The sequence below is a fragment of the Acinetobacter sp. KB005 genome (assembly GCF_049949095.1).
GTDB lineage: Bacteria > Pseudomonadota > Gammaproteobacteria > Pseudomonadales > Moraxellaceae > Acinetobacter > Acinetobacter calcoaceticus.
In genome coordinates, this window is sequence record NZ_CP188191.1 from 1,688,912 (window position 1) to 1,707,085 (window position 18,174).

The 18,174-nt window shown below is 38.4% G+C and carries 21 protein-coding genes; 13 read left to right on the top strand and 8 right to left on the bottom strand.

Going from position 1 to position 18,174, the window contains the following annotated elements; genetic code table 11:
- Window positions 1–260: 260 nt before the first annotated feature.
- The gene (locus ACPF64_RS08195; RefSeq protein ID WP_426456123.1) at window positions 261–1,451 is read left to right on the top strand and encodes an MFS transporter; all 1,191 of its coding nucleotides are present in this window, start codon (window positions 261–263) and stop codon (window positions 1,449–1,451) included.
- Window positions 1,452–1,519: 68 nt separating this feature from the next.
- On the opposite strand, the gene ACPF64_RS08200 is transcribed toward ACPF64_RS08195, so the two are convergent.
- Both ACPF64_RS08200 and otsB read right to left on the bottom strand, forming a co-directional pair.
- Entirely contained in the window at window positions 1,520–2,953 is a 1,434-nt protein-coding gene (locus tag ACPF64_RS08200; RefSeq protein ID WP_426455982.1) for an alpha,alpha-trehalose-phosphate synthase (UDP-forming), read from the bottom strand.
- Window positions 2,941–3,792: a trehalose-phosphatase gene (gene otsB, locus ACPF64_RS08205; protein WP_426455983.1), complete on the bottom strand. Its 852-nt coding sequence runs from the start codon at window positions 3,790–3,792 to the stop codon at window positions 2,941–2,943. The genes ACPF64_RS08200 and otsB overlap by 13 nt, the downstream gene beginning before the upstream one ends.
- Before the next feature lie 355 nt (window positions 3,793–4,147).
- On the opposite strand from otsB, the gene ACPF64_RS08210 reads away from it, so the two are divergent.
- From ACPF64_RS08210 to bioD, 5 genes are all read left to right on the top strand, one after another.
- On the top strand, window positions 4,148–4,879 hold the full coding sequence (locus ACPF64_RS08210; protein WP_426455984.1) for a hydrolase: 732 nt from the start codon (window positions 4,148–4,150) through the stop codon (window positions 4,877–4,879).
- Between the two features lie 93 nt (window positions 4,880–4,972).
- The gene (gene bioA / locus ACPF64_RS08215; protein WP_426455985.1) at window positions 4,973–6,253 is read left to right on the top strand and encodes an adenosylmethionine--8-amino-7-oxononanoate transaminase; all 1,281 of its coding nucleotides are present in this window, start codon (window positions 4,973–4,975) and stop codon (window positions 6,251–6,253) included.
- Between the two features lies 1 nt (window position 6,254).
- Entirely contained in the window at window positions 6,255–7,412 is a 1,158-nt protein-coding gene (locus ACPF64_RS08220; RefSeq protein ID WP_426455986.1) for an 8-amino-7-oxononanoate synthase, read from the top strand.
- Window positions 7,409–8,158: a malonyl-ACP O-methyltransferase BioC gene (gene bioC / locus ACPF64_RS08225; protein WP_426455987.1), complete on the top strand. Its 750-nt coding sequence runs from the start codon at window positions 7,409–7,411 to the stop codon at window positions 8,156–8,158. The genes ACPF64_RS08220 and bioC overlap by 4 nt, the downstream gene beginning before the upstream one ends.
- A complete protein-coding gene (bioD, locus tag ACPF64_RS08230; protein ID WP_426455988.1) occupies window positions 8,159–8,803 on the top strand; it encodes a dethiobiotin synthase in 645 nt (214 codons plus the stop codon).
- 63 nt (window positions 8,804–8,866) lie between these two features.
- On the opposite strand, the gene rluB is transcribed toward bioD, so the two are convergent.
- From rluB to ACPF64_RS08255, 5 genes are all read right to left on the bottom strand, one after another.
- Complete coding sequence (gene rluB, locus ACPF64_RS08235; protein WP_003653361.1) at window positions 8,867–9,790, bottom strand: 23S rRNA pseudouridine(2605) synthase RluB; 924 nt, start codon at window positions 9,788–9,790, stop codon at window positions 8,867–8,869.
- Between the two features lie 41 nt (window positions 9,791–9,831).
- Window positions 9,832–10,425, bottom strand: a complete 594-nt coding sequence (gene scpB, locus ACPF64_RS08240) for an SMC-Scp complex subunit ScpB (RefSeq protein WP_004641560.1) — start codon at window positions 10,423–10,425, stop codon at window positions 9,832–9,834.
- Window positions 10,422–11,213, bottom strand: coding sequence for a segregation and condensation protein A (locus ACPF64_RS08245; RefSeq protein ID WP_426455989.1), 792 nt, complete (start codon window positions 11,211–11,213; stop codon window positions 10,422–10,424). Before ACPF64_RS08245 ends, scpB begins: the two co-directional genes overlap by 4 nt.
- Before the next feature lie 224 nt (window positions 11,214–11,437).
- Window positions 11,438–12,055, bottom strand: coding sequence for an L-threonylcarbamoyladenylate synthase (locus ACPF64_RS08250; RefSeq protein WP_003653356.1), 618 nt, complete (start codon window positions 12,053–12,055; stop codon window positions 11,438–11,440).
- 90 nt (window positions 12,056–12,145) lie between these two features.
- Window positions 12,146–12,808 (bottom strand): elongation factor P hydroxylase, encoded by a 663-nt coding sequence (locus ACPF64_RS08255; RefSeq protein ID WP_005042718.1) that lies wholly within the window; start codon window positions 12,806–12,808, stop codon window positions 12,146–12,148.
- Window positions 12,809–12,904: 96 nt separating this feature from the next.
- Between ACPF64_RS08255 and ACPF64_RS08260 the strand changes: the two genes are divergently transcribed.
- From ACPF64_RS08260 to lysM, 6 genes are all read left to right on the top strand, one after another.
- Entirely contained in the window at window positions 12,905–13,465 is a 561-nt protein-coding gene (locus ACPF64_RS08260) for a YceD family protein (protein WP_003653352.1), read from the top strand.
- Between the two features lie 74 nt (window positions 13,466–13,539).
- The gene (gene rpmF, locus ACPF64_RS08265; protein WP_000290730.1) at window positions 13,540–13,725 is read left to right on the top strand and encodes a 50S ribosomal protein L32; all 186 of its coding nucleotides are present in this window, start codon (window positions 13,540–13,542) and stop codon (window positions 13,723–13,725) included.
- Between the two features lie 151 nt (window positions 13,726–13,876).
- Window positions 13,877–14,863: an ACP S-malonyltransferase gene (gene fabD, locus ACPF64_RS08270; protein WP_005042715.1), complete on the top strand. Its 987-nt coding sequence runs from the start codon at window positions 13,877–13,879 to the stop codon at window positions 14,861–14,863.
- Window positions 14,860–15,594, top strand: a complete 735-nt coding sequence (fabG, locus tag ACPF64_RS08275) for a 3-oxoacyl-ACP reductase FabG (RefSeq protein ID WP_003653349.1) — start codon at window positions 14,860–14,862, stop codon at window positions 15,592–15,594. The genes fabD and fabG overlap by 4 nt, the downstream gene beginning before the upstream one ends.
- 83 nt (window positions 15,595–15,677) lie before the next feature.
- Window positions 15,678–15,914 carry an acyl carrier protein gene (gene acpP / locus ACPF64_RS08280; protein WP_004641570.1) on the top strand — a complete coding sequence of 79 codons (237 nt, stop codon included), beginning with the start codon at window positions 15,678–15,680 and terminating at the stop codon, window positions 15,912–15,914.
- Between the two features lie 185 nt (window positions 15,915–16,099).
- Window positions 16,100–16,573, top strand: a complete 474-nt coding sequence (lysM, locus tag ACPF64_RS08285; protein WP_004641572.1) for a peptidoglycan-binding protein LysM — start codon at window positions 16,100–16,102, stop codon at window positions 16,571–16,573.
- A 43-nt stretch (window positions 16,574–16,616) separates the two neighbouring features.
- Here lysM and ACPF64_RS08290 read toward each other — a convergent pair whose 3' ends face one another.
- Window positions 16,617–17,384 carry a hydroxymethylpyrimidine/phosphomethylpyrimidine kinase gene (locus ACPF64_RS08290; RefSeq protein WP_005042713.1) on the bottom strand — a complete coding sequence of 256 codons (768 nt, stop codon included), beginning with the start codon at window positions 17,382–17,384 and terminating at the stop codon, window positions 16,617–16,619.
- Between the two features lie 97 nt (window positions 17,385–17,481).
- On the opposite strand from ACPF64_RS08290, the gene ACPF64_RS08295 reads away from it, so the two are divergent.
- Complete coding sequence (locus ACPF64_RS08295; protein ID WP_005042712.1) at window positions 17,482–18,156, top strand: HAD-IA family hydrolase; 675 nt, start codon at window positions 17,482–17,484, stop codon at window positions 18,154–18,156.
- Window positions 18,157–18,174 lie beyond the last annotated feature (18 nt).

Consider the following 18,174-nt stretch of genomic DNA (forward strand, 5'->3'; position numbering starts at 1 on the left):
ATCGCCTGATTTTTAGCTTTAATAAAATAGAAATAAAAAAGTATTTTTCTCAAATTTAATATATTCAAAGCCTTAGTATATAAGGCTTTGGTAGTTACAAAAAAGTCATAAAAATTGTATCACACCCCCTGTTTTTTTTATGGAATTGGATATAATTTCGCCAACAAAACCCTTGCCTAGAAACTTCATGAGGCAAGGGTTTTTCTATGGAAAATCGGTTGGTATGGATCGCCAATGATTTTATGGTGAGTTCGCGAAATATGTTATTTACCAAACCTGCTGTTTTAGATACAGCTACTCTCTTAAGCACGCAGCGTCTTGCAACACGACTAAGCTTTTTTAGTTTGGGTTTTGCGACCGCAGCTTGGGCACCACTGATTCCTTTTGCACAGCAACGTTTAAACCTCAATCATGCCGATTTTGGTTTGCTGCTCTTGTGTATGGGTATTGGCTCAATGATTGCAATGCCTGCGACTGGCGCTTTAGTCAAGCGTTGGGGATGTCGGCCATTAATTGCGTTGGCATTGATGCTGTTAATGGTGTTATTACCTAGCCTAACGATGTGGAACAGCATTGTGATGATGGCTGTAGCATTATTTGTGTTTGGGTCGGCAGCAGGCTGTCTTGGGGTAGCTATAAATTTACAGGCAGTGGTTGTTGAAAAACATAGCCTGCGAGCTCTGATGTCTAGCTTCCATGGAATGTGCAGTCTTGGCGGCTTAACTGGGGCTATGCTGGTGACTGCATTATTGGCAGTAGGTCTTTCTCCATTAATGAGTACTTTGTCTGTTGTAATGATTTTGCTCGTCATTGGTGCAGTTGCTATTCCTCCTTGTTTAAAGTCTTTTGAACAGGATGAAAAGCCACATCAAGAAGCCGATACACCTAAAAAACTCTATCGACCTAACGGCATTATTCTGCTTATTGGCATGATGTGTTTTATTGCCTTTTTATCAGAAGGTGCGGCAATGGATTGGGGTGGTATTTATTTAACAAGTAAGTATCAGCTTAATCCAGCCTTTGCTGGTCTTGCTTATACCTTTTTTGCTCTGAGCATGACGACTGGACGTTTTACGGGCCACATTTTGCTAAAGCAATGGGGTGAAAAAAATGTTGTAACTTATAGTGCCATTGGTGCAGCAATTGGTATGGCTGTTATTGTGACCGCACCCGTATGGCAAGTGGTTGTATTAGGCTATGCACTTTTAGGATTAGGCTGTTCCAATATTGTGCCTGTTATGTTTTCTCGCGTAGGTCGACAAAACGATATGCCTAAAGCAGCAGCACTTTCTTTAGTATCAACGATTGCCTATACAGGTACCTTAAGTGGGCCAGCTTTAATTGGTTTAATTGGTGAATGGACTGGTTTAAGTACAGTTTTAACAGGTGTAGCAGTATTACTATTTATTATTGCTTTACTTAACCGCTTTACGCTCGCAAAGGCGAATTAATTTATAAATAATAGAAATAATCTAAAGAACATCGAGAATTTAATTTCTCGATGTTCTTTTATTTAGATTTATAAAACCTGATAGATAGATTGATAATTGTCTTGTAATAAGCGCTGAGGTTTCATCAGTAAAGTTGGTGTTTTTTCTAAATCATCTAAGAAATCGTTTCTCCAATGAGTAAGATCAGATGCTGATAAACCCTCTATCAATTGTTGATAACGATTAATACGCTCAGCTTTAGACATTTCTAAAGCCATTTTTAAAGCATCCATCATTGCCGCTCTGTCTTGCGGATCAACAATCAAGGCTTGAGACATCTGCTCAGCAGCACCCGCATATTTAGATAAAATTAGTACGCCAGGATTCTCCGGATCTTGAGCTGCAATATATTCTTTAGCGACTAGGTTCATACCATCGCGTAGTGAACTAATCCAGCAAATATCTGAATGGCGGTAAATATGCATGAGATTATGGTGTTGAACTGGATCATAGCAACAATCTACAGGTCTCCAGTCTTCATGTGCAAATTCTTCATTGATCAATTCCAACTTGGTCTTAAAACGTTCGTATAAACGCTGATAAACTGCAATATCAGTACGTGACGGTGTTGCAACTTGCAGATGTCGGACTAACCCATGATATTCAGGATTAGTTTCTAAGAAGGTTGCAAATGCATTAAAACGCTCAAGTAAACCTTTTGAATAATCAATTCGGTCAACCCCAATGATTGTTTTTTGACGAGGTATTTCTTCAAAATTAAACACACAAGGGCTTGGCAAATCTTGCTGCGCTTGCTTTTGTATAATCTCTGGCTGAACGCCAATCGGGTACGATTTAATTAGTATTTGACGTTTTTTGTAGCTGATACTGTCACGGTGAATTTTCTGAGCTTCAAGTAAACTTAAACATGTTTGCATGCATGCATTTTGATCAATCTGGGTTTGTAAACCAATTACATCATATTGGCTCAAGTCTTGAATTAACTCTCGGGCCACAGGAATTTTGAGCCAGATGTTCAGGCTAGCAAAAGGGATATGTAGAAAGAAACCAATTTTATTTTGCATGCCTAATTCACGGCAGTAACGGGCTACACTAAAAAAATGATAATCATGTATCCATATGATATCTTCAGGCTGAGCAAGCTGTTTTAACTTTTCAGCGAATAATCGATTAACCTTTTGATAGGTATTATATTCTTGCGAATCATATTCAATAAGATCCTCTCGGTCATGCATCGCTGGCCACAGAACCTTATTTGCAAAACCACAGTAATATTGCGCGTATTGTTGATGGGTGAGAGGGCAGGTAATGTAGTCAATTCCCTGAGAATAGGCCTGCTCAAATTCTGGCTCTTCGCTATCGGTAATTTGCTGACCATTCCAGCCTAACCAAATACCATTGCTATCATTCAATGCATCTTGTACAGCTACAGCAAGGCCACCTGCTGAAGCCTTACCAGATGGCATACTTATTCGGTTCGATAATACGATTAATTTAGACATATTTTTTCTCCATTCTGATTTCGGCTATTTTTGACATATAAGTTTTTTATTCTGTTTTGAAATAAAAAAAGAAAATTAGCGACATCATCGATATCTTTTAATCTATATTTGGCATGTGTTTCACCAGAACCTACTTTAATGGTGAGGCCAGATTGCTGATTAATACAAATAAAACCAGATTCATCTGTTAAATCATCTCCTATAAAAATAGGTAGCACTGAGGTTAAATTAAGATGATTTAATATAGTTTGAATTGCTTTACCTTTATCAGCATGGTGAGGGATTAATTCAACAACAAATTTTCCCTTATTTATTTTTAATTGGGGGTAAAAGGATTTAATCTGTTGCATTATATTAAATGCATGATTTTCTAAGTTAGGATTTTTGCGATAATGTAAAGCAATAGAATATCCTTTATCTTCAATTAATAGTTCAGGATATTTCTCACAAGATTTTATAATATCTTGTTTTAATTTTTTAAAATTAATACTACTTAAATCTGGTCGAATATAATTATCTGAACTAAAATAAATATCTAAACCATGTAAACCTGCGATAGGAACTTCAATAGGGTGTAGCAGCTTGCCTGCTGTATCTATATCACGACCTGTTACAGCAATAACGGGAATATTTAATTCAATAATTTTTTTTATAATTTCTAATGTAGTTTTTGGAATAAAACTCTGCTCAGGTTTAATTTGAAATGATGCTAATGTTCCATCAATATCTAAAAATAAGCAGTAATTTTTATCTAAGGATAAAGTATTTATAATATCACTGGATGTAACAAAATATGTGTTTTTTTCTCTCCTATCAGATATTGTACTTTGACTGTTCATATTAGCCTTCCCAATATTTTTTGATCAATAATTAATCTTCTAACATTAAAATGAATTGATGAGTCATTTCTTTTAATAAAAAAACATAAGTATTAACATTAATTACATTGCATAATGGATTTATAGGCGAAGTGTGGAGTATGTTGTTTTTTGATTGGCTTCAATGTTTAGATAATTAATTTTTTGTATGTTTCCTATTAATAATGAAGGTCTTGTTTATCAATATATTTCAGAATATTAATGGGTTTTAATGCGTGATTTAAAATCAATATTTTAAATTTTAAGGCTGATTTTAAAAGATATTTTCTTAAAATATTAATATATAATTTGCACTAAATGAGCTTTGGGTAAGAATATGACGTTACAAAATAAAATTTTATTGATTACAGGGTGGGGAGTAGGAATTGAACCTTTAGAATCATTAAAATTGCATTTGCAGCAGAAGGGTTTTGATGTACAACTTATTAATATTTTTAATGTTTTAGATAGTAACTTTCAAGCACAGCTTGATTTAGTGGCTGAGGTTGATGTGGTAATAGGCTGGTCTTTAGGTGGGCAGTTAGCAGCTTACTTAGTTGATTCTTTTTATAAGAGCACTGGTCTAACTAAAACTTTAATTACGCTTGCTTCTAATCCATGTTTTGTTACCAACACTAATTGGCAGACTGCAATGCCTGCTGATGTGTTCAGTCAATTTAAAACTTCTTTTTTGCAAAACCAACAAGCTACTTTAAAGCGCTTTTATTATTTAATTACTCAAGGATCAGCACAAGCTAAAAAAGATTGGCTAAACATGCAAAATATAGCAAATCCACCCTCTTATGAGTTGTTATTACAAGGGTTAGAAATGTTAGAGTATTTAAACTTGGTAGATAACTTAAAAAATTACTCAGGTCCACAGCTTCATTTATTTGCAGAGCAAGATGGTGTCATTCCTTGCAAAATTGAGGAAAATTTTGCACATATCGCGACAGAAAAGATGAAATACAAAGTATTAAATGAAGCTACTCATGCTTTTCCATATCTACAAGTAGAACGAACAATTGAAGAAATCTGCCAATTTTTAACAATTCATCAGCAAAGTTAATCAGCTTTGATTGATATCGCAATTTTCTTTCATTCTTAACAGGTTTAACATGTGTTCAATGAAAGATTTGAACGCTGTAAAAGGGTAAATAGGATGACAGATAATTTTGATTTGGAACATATTTGGCATCCTTATACTTCAATGACCCAACCTTTACCAACATTTAAAGTTAAACGTGCCTATAGCGCGACGATTGAGTTAGATGATGGTAGGACTTTAATTGATGGTATGTCATCTTGGTGGTGTGCAATTCACGGTTATAACCATCCTGAACTCAATCAGGCAGTGACCGATCAATTACAAAACATGTCTCACATCATGTTTGGCGGTTTAACGCATGACCCTGCAATTGAACTTGGAAAAATTCTTTTAAAAATTACCCCGCCAAGTCTCGATAAAATTTTCTATGCAGATTCAGGTTCTGTTGCTGTTGAAGTTGCTTTGAAAATGGCAGTGCAGTTTTGGACCGCTCAAGATAAACCGCAAAAAACAAATTTTATTACAACGCGTTCTGGCTACCATGGGGATACATGGAATGCGATGTCGGTGTGTGATCCAGTTACAGGCATGCATCAGATTTTTGGCACAAGCTTACCAAATCGTCTTTTTGTTGCAGCACCACAAACCAAATTTCATGAAGAATGGAATCCACAAGATATTACAGAATTAGAACAAGCGATTCAGCAAAATCATGAGCATCTTGCAGCCTTAATTATCGAGCCGATTGTACAGGGTGCAGGCGGCATGCGTTTTTATCATCCTGAATATCTGCGTCAAGCCAAAGTACTTTGTGAACAATATAATCTGTTATTAATTTTTGACGAAATTGCGACAGGCTTTGGGCGTACCGGTAAGCTCTTTGCGTGGGAACATGCACAAGTCGAGCCAGATATTATGTGCATAGGTAAAGGGCTAACAGGTGGTTATATGACATTGTCTGCTACCTTAACGACGAAGCATGTTGCCGAGACCATTAGTCGCGGTGAGGCTGGCGTATTTATGCATGGTCCAACCTTTATGGCTAACCCACTTGCTTGTGCTGTTGCCTTAAAAAGTACGCAATTATTAATTGAGCAAGATTGGCAAGCCAATATTGAGCGAATTGAACAACAACTTACTCAATACTTAACACCACTCAATCAGCTTGATTATGTTGCTGATGTAAGAGTATTGGGGGCAATAGGGGTAGTTGAACTCACTGTTAATGTTGATATGAAAACGTTGCAGCAACAATTTGTAGACCGTGGAATCTGGATTCGTCCTTTTGGTAAATTGGTGTATGTAATGCCACCTTATGTGATTACCAGTCAGGAATTAAGCTATTTGCTTGAGCAGTTGGTTGAAGTTGTTAAAACCATGCAGGGAGTGCATTGAAATGTCGTTGCTTGATCATTTTGCTATCCAATTAGATGAACTAAAACAACAAGGCAATTTCAGACAGTTCACTCAAAATGTACAGCATGAGCGTTTTATTACGATTCAAAATAAAACGATGCTGAACTTGGCTTCAAACGATTATCTTGGCTTAGCCGCGGATGTAAAACTTCGTGAAGAGTTTTTAGAAAATTTTCCAGTCGAACGTAGCTATTTTAGTTCTTCGTCATCCCGTTTATTAACGGGTAATTTTGAAGAATATGAAAAATTAGAAAATAGCCTAAGCCAAGCATTTGGTGGTCGGGCAGCACTATTATTTAATAGTGGTTACCACATGAATATCGGTATTTTGCCTGCTGTTGCCGATGGCAAAACTTTAATTTTGGCTGATAAGCTGGTTCATGCGAGCATGATCGACGGTATACGTTTATCGGGTGCGCAATATGTGCGTTATCGCCATAATGATTTGCAGCACCTAGAGCAACTTTTGCAAAAATATCATGATGATGACAATATTGAACGAATCATTGTGGTGACTGAAAGTATTTTTAGTATGGACGGTGATGAAACTGATTTAGCCGCATTAGTCAGGCTTAAAAAACGTTTTGCCAGAACTATGCTGTATGTTGATGAAGCGCATTCAATTGGTGTGCGTGGCGAACAAGGTTTAGGATGTGCTGAACAATACAATGTCATTCAAGATATTGATTTTTTAGTGGGGACATTAGGTAAAGCACTAGCAGCAGTGGGGGGATACATTATTTGTCACCCAATTATTAAAGATTATTTAATTAATAAAATGCGCCCACTTATTTTCAGTACTGCTCAACCGCCGATTGTTATGGCATGGGCAAACTTTGTTTTTCAAAAAGTATTACACGCCCAATCTCAGCGTGAACATTTAAAAAATATTAGCCAATATCTTCAACAAGCTGTTGTGCAAAAGGGTTATGTAAGTCCATCTACCAGCCATATTATTCCAGTCATTGTGGGAGAAAGTCAGGCTGCTATCGATAAGGCAAAGCAGGTTCAGCAAAGTGGTTTTTACGCCATGCCTGTGCGTCCACCGACCGTACCTAAAAATAGTTCGCGTTTGCGTATTTCTTTAACGTCAATGGTACAGCAACATGAGCTTGAAGAATTGGTGAGTTTTCTGTGAGTCTGAATAAAAACTTGGTTGCCCAGCGTTTTGCCAAAGCAGGGCAAAGCTATTCAGAGCATGCAATTGTTCAAAAACAAATTTGCCAAAATTTAACGGTTTTACTCCAGCAGCTTTGCCCTACAACGATGTCACGTGTCTTTGAAATTGGTTGTGGTTCTGGCAATTTAACTCGTCTTATTGCTGCATCTTTTCAGATTGAAGAGTTAATTTTGAATGACTTGTATGCAGATGTGCAGCAGCACTTTAACCATCAAGAAAATTTGAAATGGTTGATTGGGGATGTTGAAACTTTAGCGTTTCCGCAGCAGCTCGACATGATCGTTTCTGGTTCGGCTTTGCAATGGATGCAAGATTTACCTCGTGTACTTCAACATTGTCATACTGCTTTAAATGAAAAAGGCTGGTTATGTTTTTCAACTTTTGGCCCAAGAAACTTAATCGAGATTAAAGAATTAACAGGGCAAGGTTTAAGTTATTGGTCTATTGAAAATTGGAACAATGCCTTAACTTTGGCGGGTTTTGAAGTTCTGCATTTGTCTGAGTCAGAAGCCCAGCTCTATTTCGATTCGCCTAAAGCTGTATTGCAGCATTTAAAAGCAACAGGTGTGACTGCAACTGCTCAGCATCGTTGGACTAAGCAAACTTTACAACAGTTTTATCAAGATTATGATCGGTTTAAGCATGCTGAGGGATATTCCTTAACATATCATCCGATCTATTGTATTGCCCGGAGAATGAAGTAAATGAGTTGTCAGATCTATTTTGTGAGTGGGATTGATACCGAAATTGGTAAGACCTACGCGACAGGCTTTTTAGCAAAATTATGGACTGAGCAGGGTAAAAAAGTGATTACCCAAAAACTCATTCAGACGGGTAATGCTGATATTTCTGAAGATATTGAAAAGCATCGTGAAATTATGGGGCAGGGTTGGTTTCAAGAAGATCATGAAAAGCTCACCATGCCGGAAATTTTTAGTTATCCTGCTTCGCCTCATCTGGCAACACGCCTAGATAACAGAGAAATTGACTTTCAAAAAATTGAAAATGCAACACAAACATTAGCTGAGCGCTTTGATATTGTTTTACTCGAAGGTGCTGGTGGATTAATGGTGCCATTAACTACAAGTTTACTCACCATCGATTATATTGCTCAGCACCAGTTCCCCGTTATTTTAGTGACATCGGGTCGTTTAGGAAGCATTAACCATACTTTACTTAGTCTTGAAGCGCTCAAATCTCGTGGACTGAAGTTGCAAGCTTTGGTATATAACTTAAAAGATGAATCAAAAGATCCATTAATTTCTCAAGATACGTCAAATTATTTGAAAGACTATTTAGCAATTCATTTCCCTGAAGCTGAGTGGATTGAGTTGGCAAAAATGAATTAATTTAAAGTAGGCTATAAAAAACCGCTCTTATAAGAGCGGTTTTTTTATGCATTATTTAATATTTTAGAATTTCTTAGAACCACGGTTAAAACCAGTCGATTTGCGTTGGTTACCAGTATTCACAGGAGCTTCTTTTTCATCATCGCGGCGTTGTTGACGCAAGAAACCGCCACGACGAGCTGCCATTGGCTTTTCGGTCATACGGTCAGTACGACGTTTTGCCATACCAAATAAACCTGTACCTTGACGTGGTTTTAATTCAACTGATTTCGCTAGATTGTCGATGTCAGTTTTATCGAGTTCCATCCAGCGGCCAGTACGTAATTCGCGTGGTAAAATAACTGTACCGTAGCGTGTACGCAATAAGCGGCTTACTTTAAGTTCTTGTGATTCAAAAATACGACGAACCTCACGGTTACGACCTTCTTTCACCACTACTTGGTACCAGCGGTTAATACCTTCACCACCAATTTCCGAGAAAGACTCAAATTTAGCTGGACCATCTTCAAGCTCTACACCAGTTACCATTTTTTGGCGTATTTTAGGCGTTACTTCACCCATAACTCGAACAGCATATTCACGTTCAATTTCATTTGATGGGTGCATTAAGCGGTTAGCAAGCTCACCATCATTTGTGAACAATAATAAACCAGTACTGTTAATATCTAGACGACCTACCATTACCCAGCGGTCATTCGCAATTTGTGGTAAATGATCAAATACGGTTGGGCGTTTTTCAGGGTCATTACGTGAACAGATTTCGCCCTCTGGCTTATAGTAAATCAATACACGACGACGAATTTCGTCTTCAATTTGAAACTGAACTTTACGGCCATCAATGCGTAATTCATCGCCTGGTTCAATGCGCTCACCCACTTGGGCAACACGGCCGTTCACACTCACGCGTCCTGCGGCAATAACCTCTTCCATATATCGGCGGGAACCTAATCCGATCCGCGCTAATACTTTTTGCAATTTTTCACTCATGACAGCACAACCTTAGACATAATGATCAACAGTCCACCTCTTTATGATTTCGGTGCATTTGCATCGAGGGCCATAAAGGCTTCCTTGGCGTTCTGTAGGGGAGGCAATTGGCCTAGCGAAGCTAGACCAAAAGCATTCAGAAACTGAGGCGTTGTAATTAGCAACGCAGGTCTTCCGGGTAAATCTCTAAAACCGGCTTCTTTAATCCAGTTCCAGTCAAATAGTGTTCTAAGAATCTGACTATTATTAGACACACCACGAATTTGTTCAATATCAGCACGGGTAACCGGTTGATGATAAGCAATGACGGCCAGCGTTTCTAGTAATGACGGCGACAGTTTTGTTGGTCGCTCTGGCCATATTTGCGCAATAATACTACGATATTTAGATCTTACCTGAAAGCGAAACCCTTGCGCTGTTTCAATCAACTCAATAGATCGGCCATGTTGTAATAGTGCGAGCTGTTGTAAAAGTTGACGAAGCTGTTGTTTATTATACTGATTATTAAATGCTTCTTTTAAACGGGCAATTGAAACGGGCGCTTCACTGGCAAAAATAATTGCTTCAAGTTGTAATAAGACTTCGTGATGAATGTCAGCTAATGACAAATCACTATTATTTTGTTCAAAGCTCATATTGAAGATCCTTGAATTGCTAAAGGAGCTTCAATACCAGAGGCAATAATTTTAACTCGCTGTTGTCGGGTTAACTCTAAAACAGCCATAAAAGTCACAACCATTCCCATGCGACCTTGCAAAGGATTGAGTAATTCTTTAAAACTTAACACGTCACCAGACTCTAATTTCTCTTCAATATACGCAATGCGTTCTTCGAGTAATACAGGCTCTTGAGCCACGACATGAATAACGGGTTCTGGGCGATTAAACACACAGAACAACGCATCATGTAATGCTGAAATATCATAGCCTTCATAAACAGGAGCGATATGACCTAAGCTTACATTTGCACTGAATGTATCACGCTCAAGAATTGGCATTTGACCTAAACGCTCAGCCGCTTGCTTAATGCGTAGATAGGTTTCGAGTCGATCAATAAGTTCCTGTTTAGGATCTTTTTCAATACTTATAAACGTGGGTTTCGGCAAAAGTAGACGAGATTTCAGGTCAGCCAATAAAGCTGCCATCACCATATAATCAGCGGTCAGCTCAATATTTAACGACTTCATACTATCCATATAGGTTAAATATTGAGTTGCTATAGGAGCGATATCGACTTGAATTAAATCAAAACCGTTTTTTTGAATCAGATAAATTAAAAAATCTAGTGGACCTTCAAACTGTTCGAGCAAAATCTCAAATGCAGCAGGAGGTATATAGAGATCTTCAGGAATTTTGTCATGCCACTCATCTAAAACACGGATGTGTGGAGCGTCTTCCATGGATTGATGAAGTGATTGATTCATTACGATTATAAGCCACGCGAATTTTCAAAAGCATGAGACTTGTTATTCAAGTCAAAGAGAGCTGTAAATAGAAGAACAGCAGATAGTGGAAATCATTCTAAATGAATTGTGCCTTTTAATAAATTACTTAACGACTAAAGTGTAAAAAAAATCCAAAATAAATAAAGAGTATTTTTTTGAGTGATAATACTTTTTTTTAAACTATTGGTAAAAATTGTAAGTGCTTATTCAAAAGCACTTACATCGCCAATACCACGGCGAATAATTTCAGGATGTTCACCCGATAAATCAACAATACTTGTGCTTGTTAAAGTGCCGAAACCGCCATCAATAAATACATCAATTCTTTTATCTAGCTGATTTTCAATATCGTATGGATCGTCTAGAGGATCTTCTTGTCCTGGTAAAATTAATGTACTGGTGAGTAGGGGTTCACCAAGTTCTTTTAATAGAGCCTGACAAATTGGGTTACTTGGAATACGTAAGCCAATGGTTTTCTTTTTAGGGTGCATCAACCTACGAGGAACTTCACTGGTTGCAGGTAAAATGAAAGTCGTAATGGCTGGGGTATTTGCTTTCAATAAACGATAAGTTGCATTATCAACTTTTGCATAAGTTGCAATATCAGATAAATCACAGCACATAATGGCATATTGATGCTTAGGCCCTAAACCGCGAATCTGCGCAATACGTTCCATAGCATTTTTATTACCGATCTGACAGCCAATTGCGTAGGCAGCATCGGTAGGGTAAACCACAACATCTCCGGCACGAATGCGTTCAACCGCTTGGCTAATGAGGCGTTGCTGTGGATTTTCAGGATGTACATGTAAATGCATCATATTTTGGAGACTCCATCACGCCAGTGTTAAAAATAATTATTAGGCTTTTTAAATGAACTAGACAAGTAGTGAACGTAGTTTTTTTGTCAATTAATCAAGGAGTTCACGTTTGAATTCATTTAATTGTAATGGCGTACCCGAACGTGTACATTGGCAAATAAAGCCAATAAATGCTGCTGCATCACGTGGCAACTTAGCTTCGCCTGAAAAATAACGTTGTACTTGAGCATAAACATTATCTTTAAATATTTTGCCATCTCCGCCGTCACCTGTCAGGTTATCAAGCGAGACTCTAAACTTTCTACCAAAAGACTGAGAGAACAACCATTCAATTGCCTGAGGCTTAATTTCTACTTGTTCAAATAAACTTTGTTGCTCTTGAGTGCGGCCATCAGGTGCATACCAATATCCTAAATCAGGTAATAGGCGCCGTTTTTCACCAGCGATCGACCAATGACTGATTTCGTGAAGGGCACTGTTAAAAAAACCATGGGCGAATTGGATTTTAGCCGGACCCTGATTTGTTGCCGGGAAATATTCTGGTTCAAAATCTCCACGAACTAATGTCACATTATGGTGGGAAAACCAGTGATTAAAGTGTAAAATAAGCCAATCGACTTGCTCAGACTCTGATTTTGAGCTTGACCATGGTGAGAGTTGCACCGTGTCAGGTACAAGAGTGTTCTGATGAGTTGAATGGGTGCAAACGAGTAATGAAGAGTTAACTTCAGGTTGCGGCTGCAACAGGTGCATTGCTTAATTTACCCCGAGTTCTGTCTAAAGAAGTGCAAAATTGTATCTTAATCTTTGACAGAGTACCGATGAATTTGTAGAATTGCCGCCTTAATTATGTCAGCAAATACCTTTCCGGCACAGATTGAGCCGTTTAAATGGGCTGAACAAGGCTTTACATGGTCAGGTAAACTGCCCTTGTCTCGCTTTGCTCGTATCGCTCGTGAAGCTGTTGGATCAATTGATAACCAATTGATCAACATAGACTGTAAGCTATCAATGGATGCATATCATCGCATTGTGTGGATGGATGGTCATATGGACACGAAAGTTCCAATGGAGTGCCAACGTTGTTTGGAACCTGTTGAAATGCCTCTTGTCTTAGACTTCCATATTGCATTAATGGATGATGAGTCACTGATAGAGCGCTTGGATGAGGATGCTGATTTCATCGTTTTAGGTGAAAGTGAGTTTACGACGAAAGGTGATTATGATACGCCAGCCTCGATTAACTTGCTCGCACTACTAGAAGATGAACTGTTATTGTTGGTGCCTTTATCTCCCAAGCATGATGCTTGTGAAAATAAACATCAACCTACCATTCAAAATGTTGTTGAAGAAAAACGGGATAATCCGTTTGATGTTTTGGCAGGTTTGAAGGGTAAACTTAACTCATAATTTGTGATATAATTGTGAGATAAGACAACTGAATTTGTTCTGATCCATTTTTTCGATCTTTGTAAGGAGCCATCATGGCCGTTCAGCAAAACCGTAAAAGTCGCTCTCGCCGTGACATGCGCCGTTCACATGACGCTTTAACCGAGAATGCATTAACAGTAGACCAAGCAACTGGTGAGACTCATCGTCGTCACCACGTTACTAAAGACGGTTTCTACCGTGGTCGTCAATTATTCGCTAAAGCAGCTGATGCTGAATAATTGTATGATATGCATTAAGCGTGATGCTTAAGTATAGAAAAAATGGGAGCGAAAGCTCCCTTTTTTTGTTGTTTTTCGCAATTATAAAAATATAAATAACATGTTAAATTTCCGCTCCAGAAATGAGTGAAAACCCAAAAAAGGATTTCTTATGTCTGCTAAACGTCTTGAACAAGTAGCTTTAGCCACAAAAACTGCGTTTGTGTTTCCAGGTCAAGGTTCACAAAAAGTCGGTATGCTTGCTGAACTAGCAGAACAGTTTAGTGGGGTTGGGCAAACCTTTGCTGAAGCTTCAGATGCGCTTGGATTCGATCTGTGGCATATTGCGCAAAGTGGTGAAGGCCTCAACCAAACAGAAAATACCCAACCTGTGTTATTAACTGCCAGTATCGCTCTATGGCGTGTATGGCTTGATTTAGGCGGTCTGGCACCTAAGTATCTTGCAGGACATTCTCTAGGTGAATACAGTGCTTTGGTTGCTGCAGAATCTATGAGCTTGGCAGATGCAGTGAAACTAGTGAATTTGCGTGGCAAACTCATGCAAAGTGCTGTTCCTCAAGGGGAAGGGGCTATGGCTGCAATCCTTGGTTTGGCTGATGAAAAAGTGGTTGAACTTTGCCAAATCGTGAATGCAGAAGGTCAAGGTTCAGTAGAAGCTGCAAACTATAATTCACAAGGCCAAGTCGTGATTGCTGGAAGTACAGCATCTGTACAACAAGTGATGGCTTTGGCAAAAGAGCAGTCTGCTAAAGCAATTGCTTTACCTGTGTCGGTTCCTTCGCATTGTTCATTGATGAAACCTGCTGCTGAAAAATTTGCAGAAGCTTTGGAACAAACTGCCATTGAGCTGCCTACCATTCCTGTAATACAAAATGTCAACGCGGGAATAGCTACCGATGTTGCTCAATTGCGTCAGGCGTTAACTGCTCAATTGTACCAATCTGTACAATGGACAGACACGATGCAGTTTTTACAAGACCAAGGTATTCACTACGTTGTTGAGTGTGGGCCTGGTACAGTATTGAGTAATCTCGCGAAGCGTTTACCAAATATAGAAAAAGCTTTTGCTATTGATAGCAAGAGTAAAATGGAAGATGCCCTAAATGCTGTTTTAGTGGCAGAAGGAAAAATTGCATGACACAAGAACGCAAAGTTGCATTAGTAACGGGCGCGAGTCGGGGCATTGGCGCTGCAATTGCCCAGCAACTTATTCAAGACGGTTATTTTGTTGTAGGTACTGCGACATCTGAATCTGGTGCACAAAAGTTAAGTGAAAGCTTTGGTGAGCAAGGTGCAGGTTTAGCTCTCGATGTGCGTAATCTCGATGAGATTGAAGCAGTCGTTTCTCATATTGAACAGAACTATGGCCCTGTGCTTATTTTGGTTAATAATGCGGGTATCACGAAAGACAATTTATTGCTACGTATGTCAGAAGATGATTGGGATGACATTCTCAACATTCACCTTAAAGCCGTATATCGTTTATCTAAACGTGTGCTTAAAGGTATGACAAAAGCGCGCTTTGGCCGCATTATTAATATTAGTTCTGTTGTTGCACATTTTGCAAACCCAGGTCAGGCGAACTACTCTGCTGCAAAAGCAGGTATTGAAGCGTTTAGCCGTAGTCTTGCAAAAGAGATGGGTAGTCGCCAAATCACTGTGAACAGTGTGGCACCAGGCTTCATTGCAACAGAAATGACAGATGCACTTAGTGAAGAAATTCGCAAAAAAATGAGTGATCAAGTGGCTTTAAATCGCTTAGGTGAGCCACAAGATATCGCAAATGCGGTGAGTTTCCTTGCAAGTGATAAAGCAGGTTACATTACCGGTACGGTATTACATGTAAATGGTGGTTTATACATGGCCTAGGGCTAATGTATAACTTTTAAAAATTTTTATATTCAATTAAACTAGTGGCAAATCAAACGCCACGAGCAATGAGGAGAATTCCTGTGAGCGATATCGAACTACGCGTTAAGCAAGCAGTTGCAGAACAACTTGGTCTTAAAGCTGAAGAGATTAAAAACGAAGCATCTTTTATGGATGACTTAGGTGCTGACTCTTTAGATTTAGTTGAACTTGTAATGTCTTTCGAAAACGACTTCGACATCACTATCCCTGATGAAGATTCAAACGAAATCACTACAGTTCAATCTGCAATTGACTATGTAACTAAAAAACTTGGTTAATTCGCATATTGCTGAATAAAAAGAAGGCCACCGTAAGGTGGCTTTTTTTATTTGAGTAAAATAAAAGAGATACATATTTTTACAAGATCAACCTCAATTGATAGCAGAGGCTTGTCTTTTTTGAAGTATAACAATAAAGGTCAGTTTAATGACTTTACTATAAACAATAATATGAGGACTAAAAGATGGGTCTTTTTGATTTTGTAAAAGGTATTGGTAAGAAAAATACCGCACCAGCAGAACCACAACCAGCTCCGGCAACACCAGCAGAACCTTCTGCACAAGAAATCGCAAATAAATTATTAGGATTAATTAAAAGTTTAGGCCTAGGGGTAGAGGGTTTATCTGTAACGTATAACGGTGCAACTGATACCGCAATCATTAAAGGACAGGTAAAAAGCCAAGCGGATAAAGAGAAAATTATTCTTATTGTTGGGAATATTGATCATGTTGCACAGGTAGATGATCAAATGACCGTTGCAACTCCTGAACCAGAAAGTAAATTCTACACAGTAAAATCTGGTGATAACCTTTCAAAAATTGCGAAAGAATTTTATGGTGATGCAAATCAATACCAAAAAATCTTTGAAGCAAATAAACCAATGCTTAAAGATCCAGATGAAATCTTCCCAGGACAGGTTTTACGTATTCCTCAATAATTGAGGGTAATAAAAAAGGCGCTTTTAGCGCCTTTTTCTTTTTCTAGAATCTTTTTGGTATTTTTTGCCCATTTGCTACAGGAGTCTCGGCGTTCTTTAAAACACCAAATAACCATGTTTCGGCATGCTGTACCGCAATTTTTAAAGAATCACCTAAAGCCAAACGACCAGCAATAAAACTAGCTAAAGAACAACCTGAACCGTGATACTCACCGTCTAAGCGGGGGCAACTACTACTCGCTGCAAGTTCACCATTAATATATAAACTATTTTTAATATAATCTGGTGTATCTTCGTGTCCACCTTTGACTAAGACAGCTTTTGCGCCCATTTTAAATAGCTTTTGCGTTGCTTGTTCTAAGTCATCGATGCCCGTGAGAGCACGTAATTCGACTGTATTTGGAGTAATAATAGTGGCTAGGGGAATAAGCTCAACGAAAGCTTTGACAAGAGTTGCTTGATCACCTAAAGAGCCCCCGCTATTTGCCACCAAAACAGGATCGAGTACATATTGATATTCTGGATGGGCGCGAAGAAATTCAGCGAGAGCAGCAATGTTATCTGTGGTGCCAAGCATGCCTGACTTAACGCATTTAATCGGCAAATCACCTACAACGGCATTTGCTTGAGCTAATAATAGTTCTTTTGAGGTTGCTTCGAAGCCAAATACTTGTTGTGAGTTTTGTATGGTGAGGGCTGTACATGCAATGGCTGCATGAGCACCACTTTGTCCAATCGCTTCAATATCAGCTTGTAAACCTGCACCACCTGAAGGGTCTAAACCCGAGAAACAAAGTACGGTTGGACGCACGGTTATTTCCTTTTCAATTTAAATTTACGTTAGTATAAGAGAGTTTGATTAAACTCTCGACTAATTGAATTAAATACTTTACTGGGTTAATGATTGAATGGCTATAAAACATATTTTGATTGATTTGGATGGAACACTAACAGACCCAAAAGTTGGTATTCATACTTCAATTCGCTATGCAATGGATAAGTTGGGCTTTCCGTTGGCTGCCGATTTAAATATTGACTGGACAATTGGGCCTCCTTTAAAAGCCTCATTAGCAAAACTATTAGCCACTCAAGATGATGCTTTGGCTGAACAAGCCTTACTTGCTTATCGTGAGCGTTTTTCAGTTACAGGTTTATTTGAAAATGAAGTATATCCATCAGTTGCGCAAACACTTAATGCATTGAAAGAAGATGGGTATCGTTTATTCGTTGCAACAGCTAAACCAACTATTTATGCAAAACGTATCTTAGATCATTTTGACTTAAGCCAATATTTTGTAAATATTTATGGTAGTGAGTTAACCGGGGAACGTACCAATAAAGCTGAACTTATTCATTATATTCTTGAACGTGAGCAATTAAACTCAGAAGAATGCTTAATGGTAGGTGACCGTCAATATGATGTTTTAGGTGCTCGCCACAATGGTATTGAGGCGGTCGCTGTGACTTATGGTTACGGAACACCAGAGGAACTTAAGCAAGCACAACCTAAAGCAATGATTACGCAATTTTCTGAACTTTTGGAATACGTCGAAGATCAGGCAACACAAAAAAAAGTATCTTAAATATTAGTAAATTTTAAT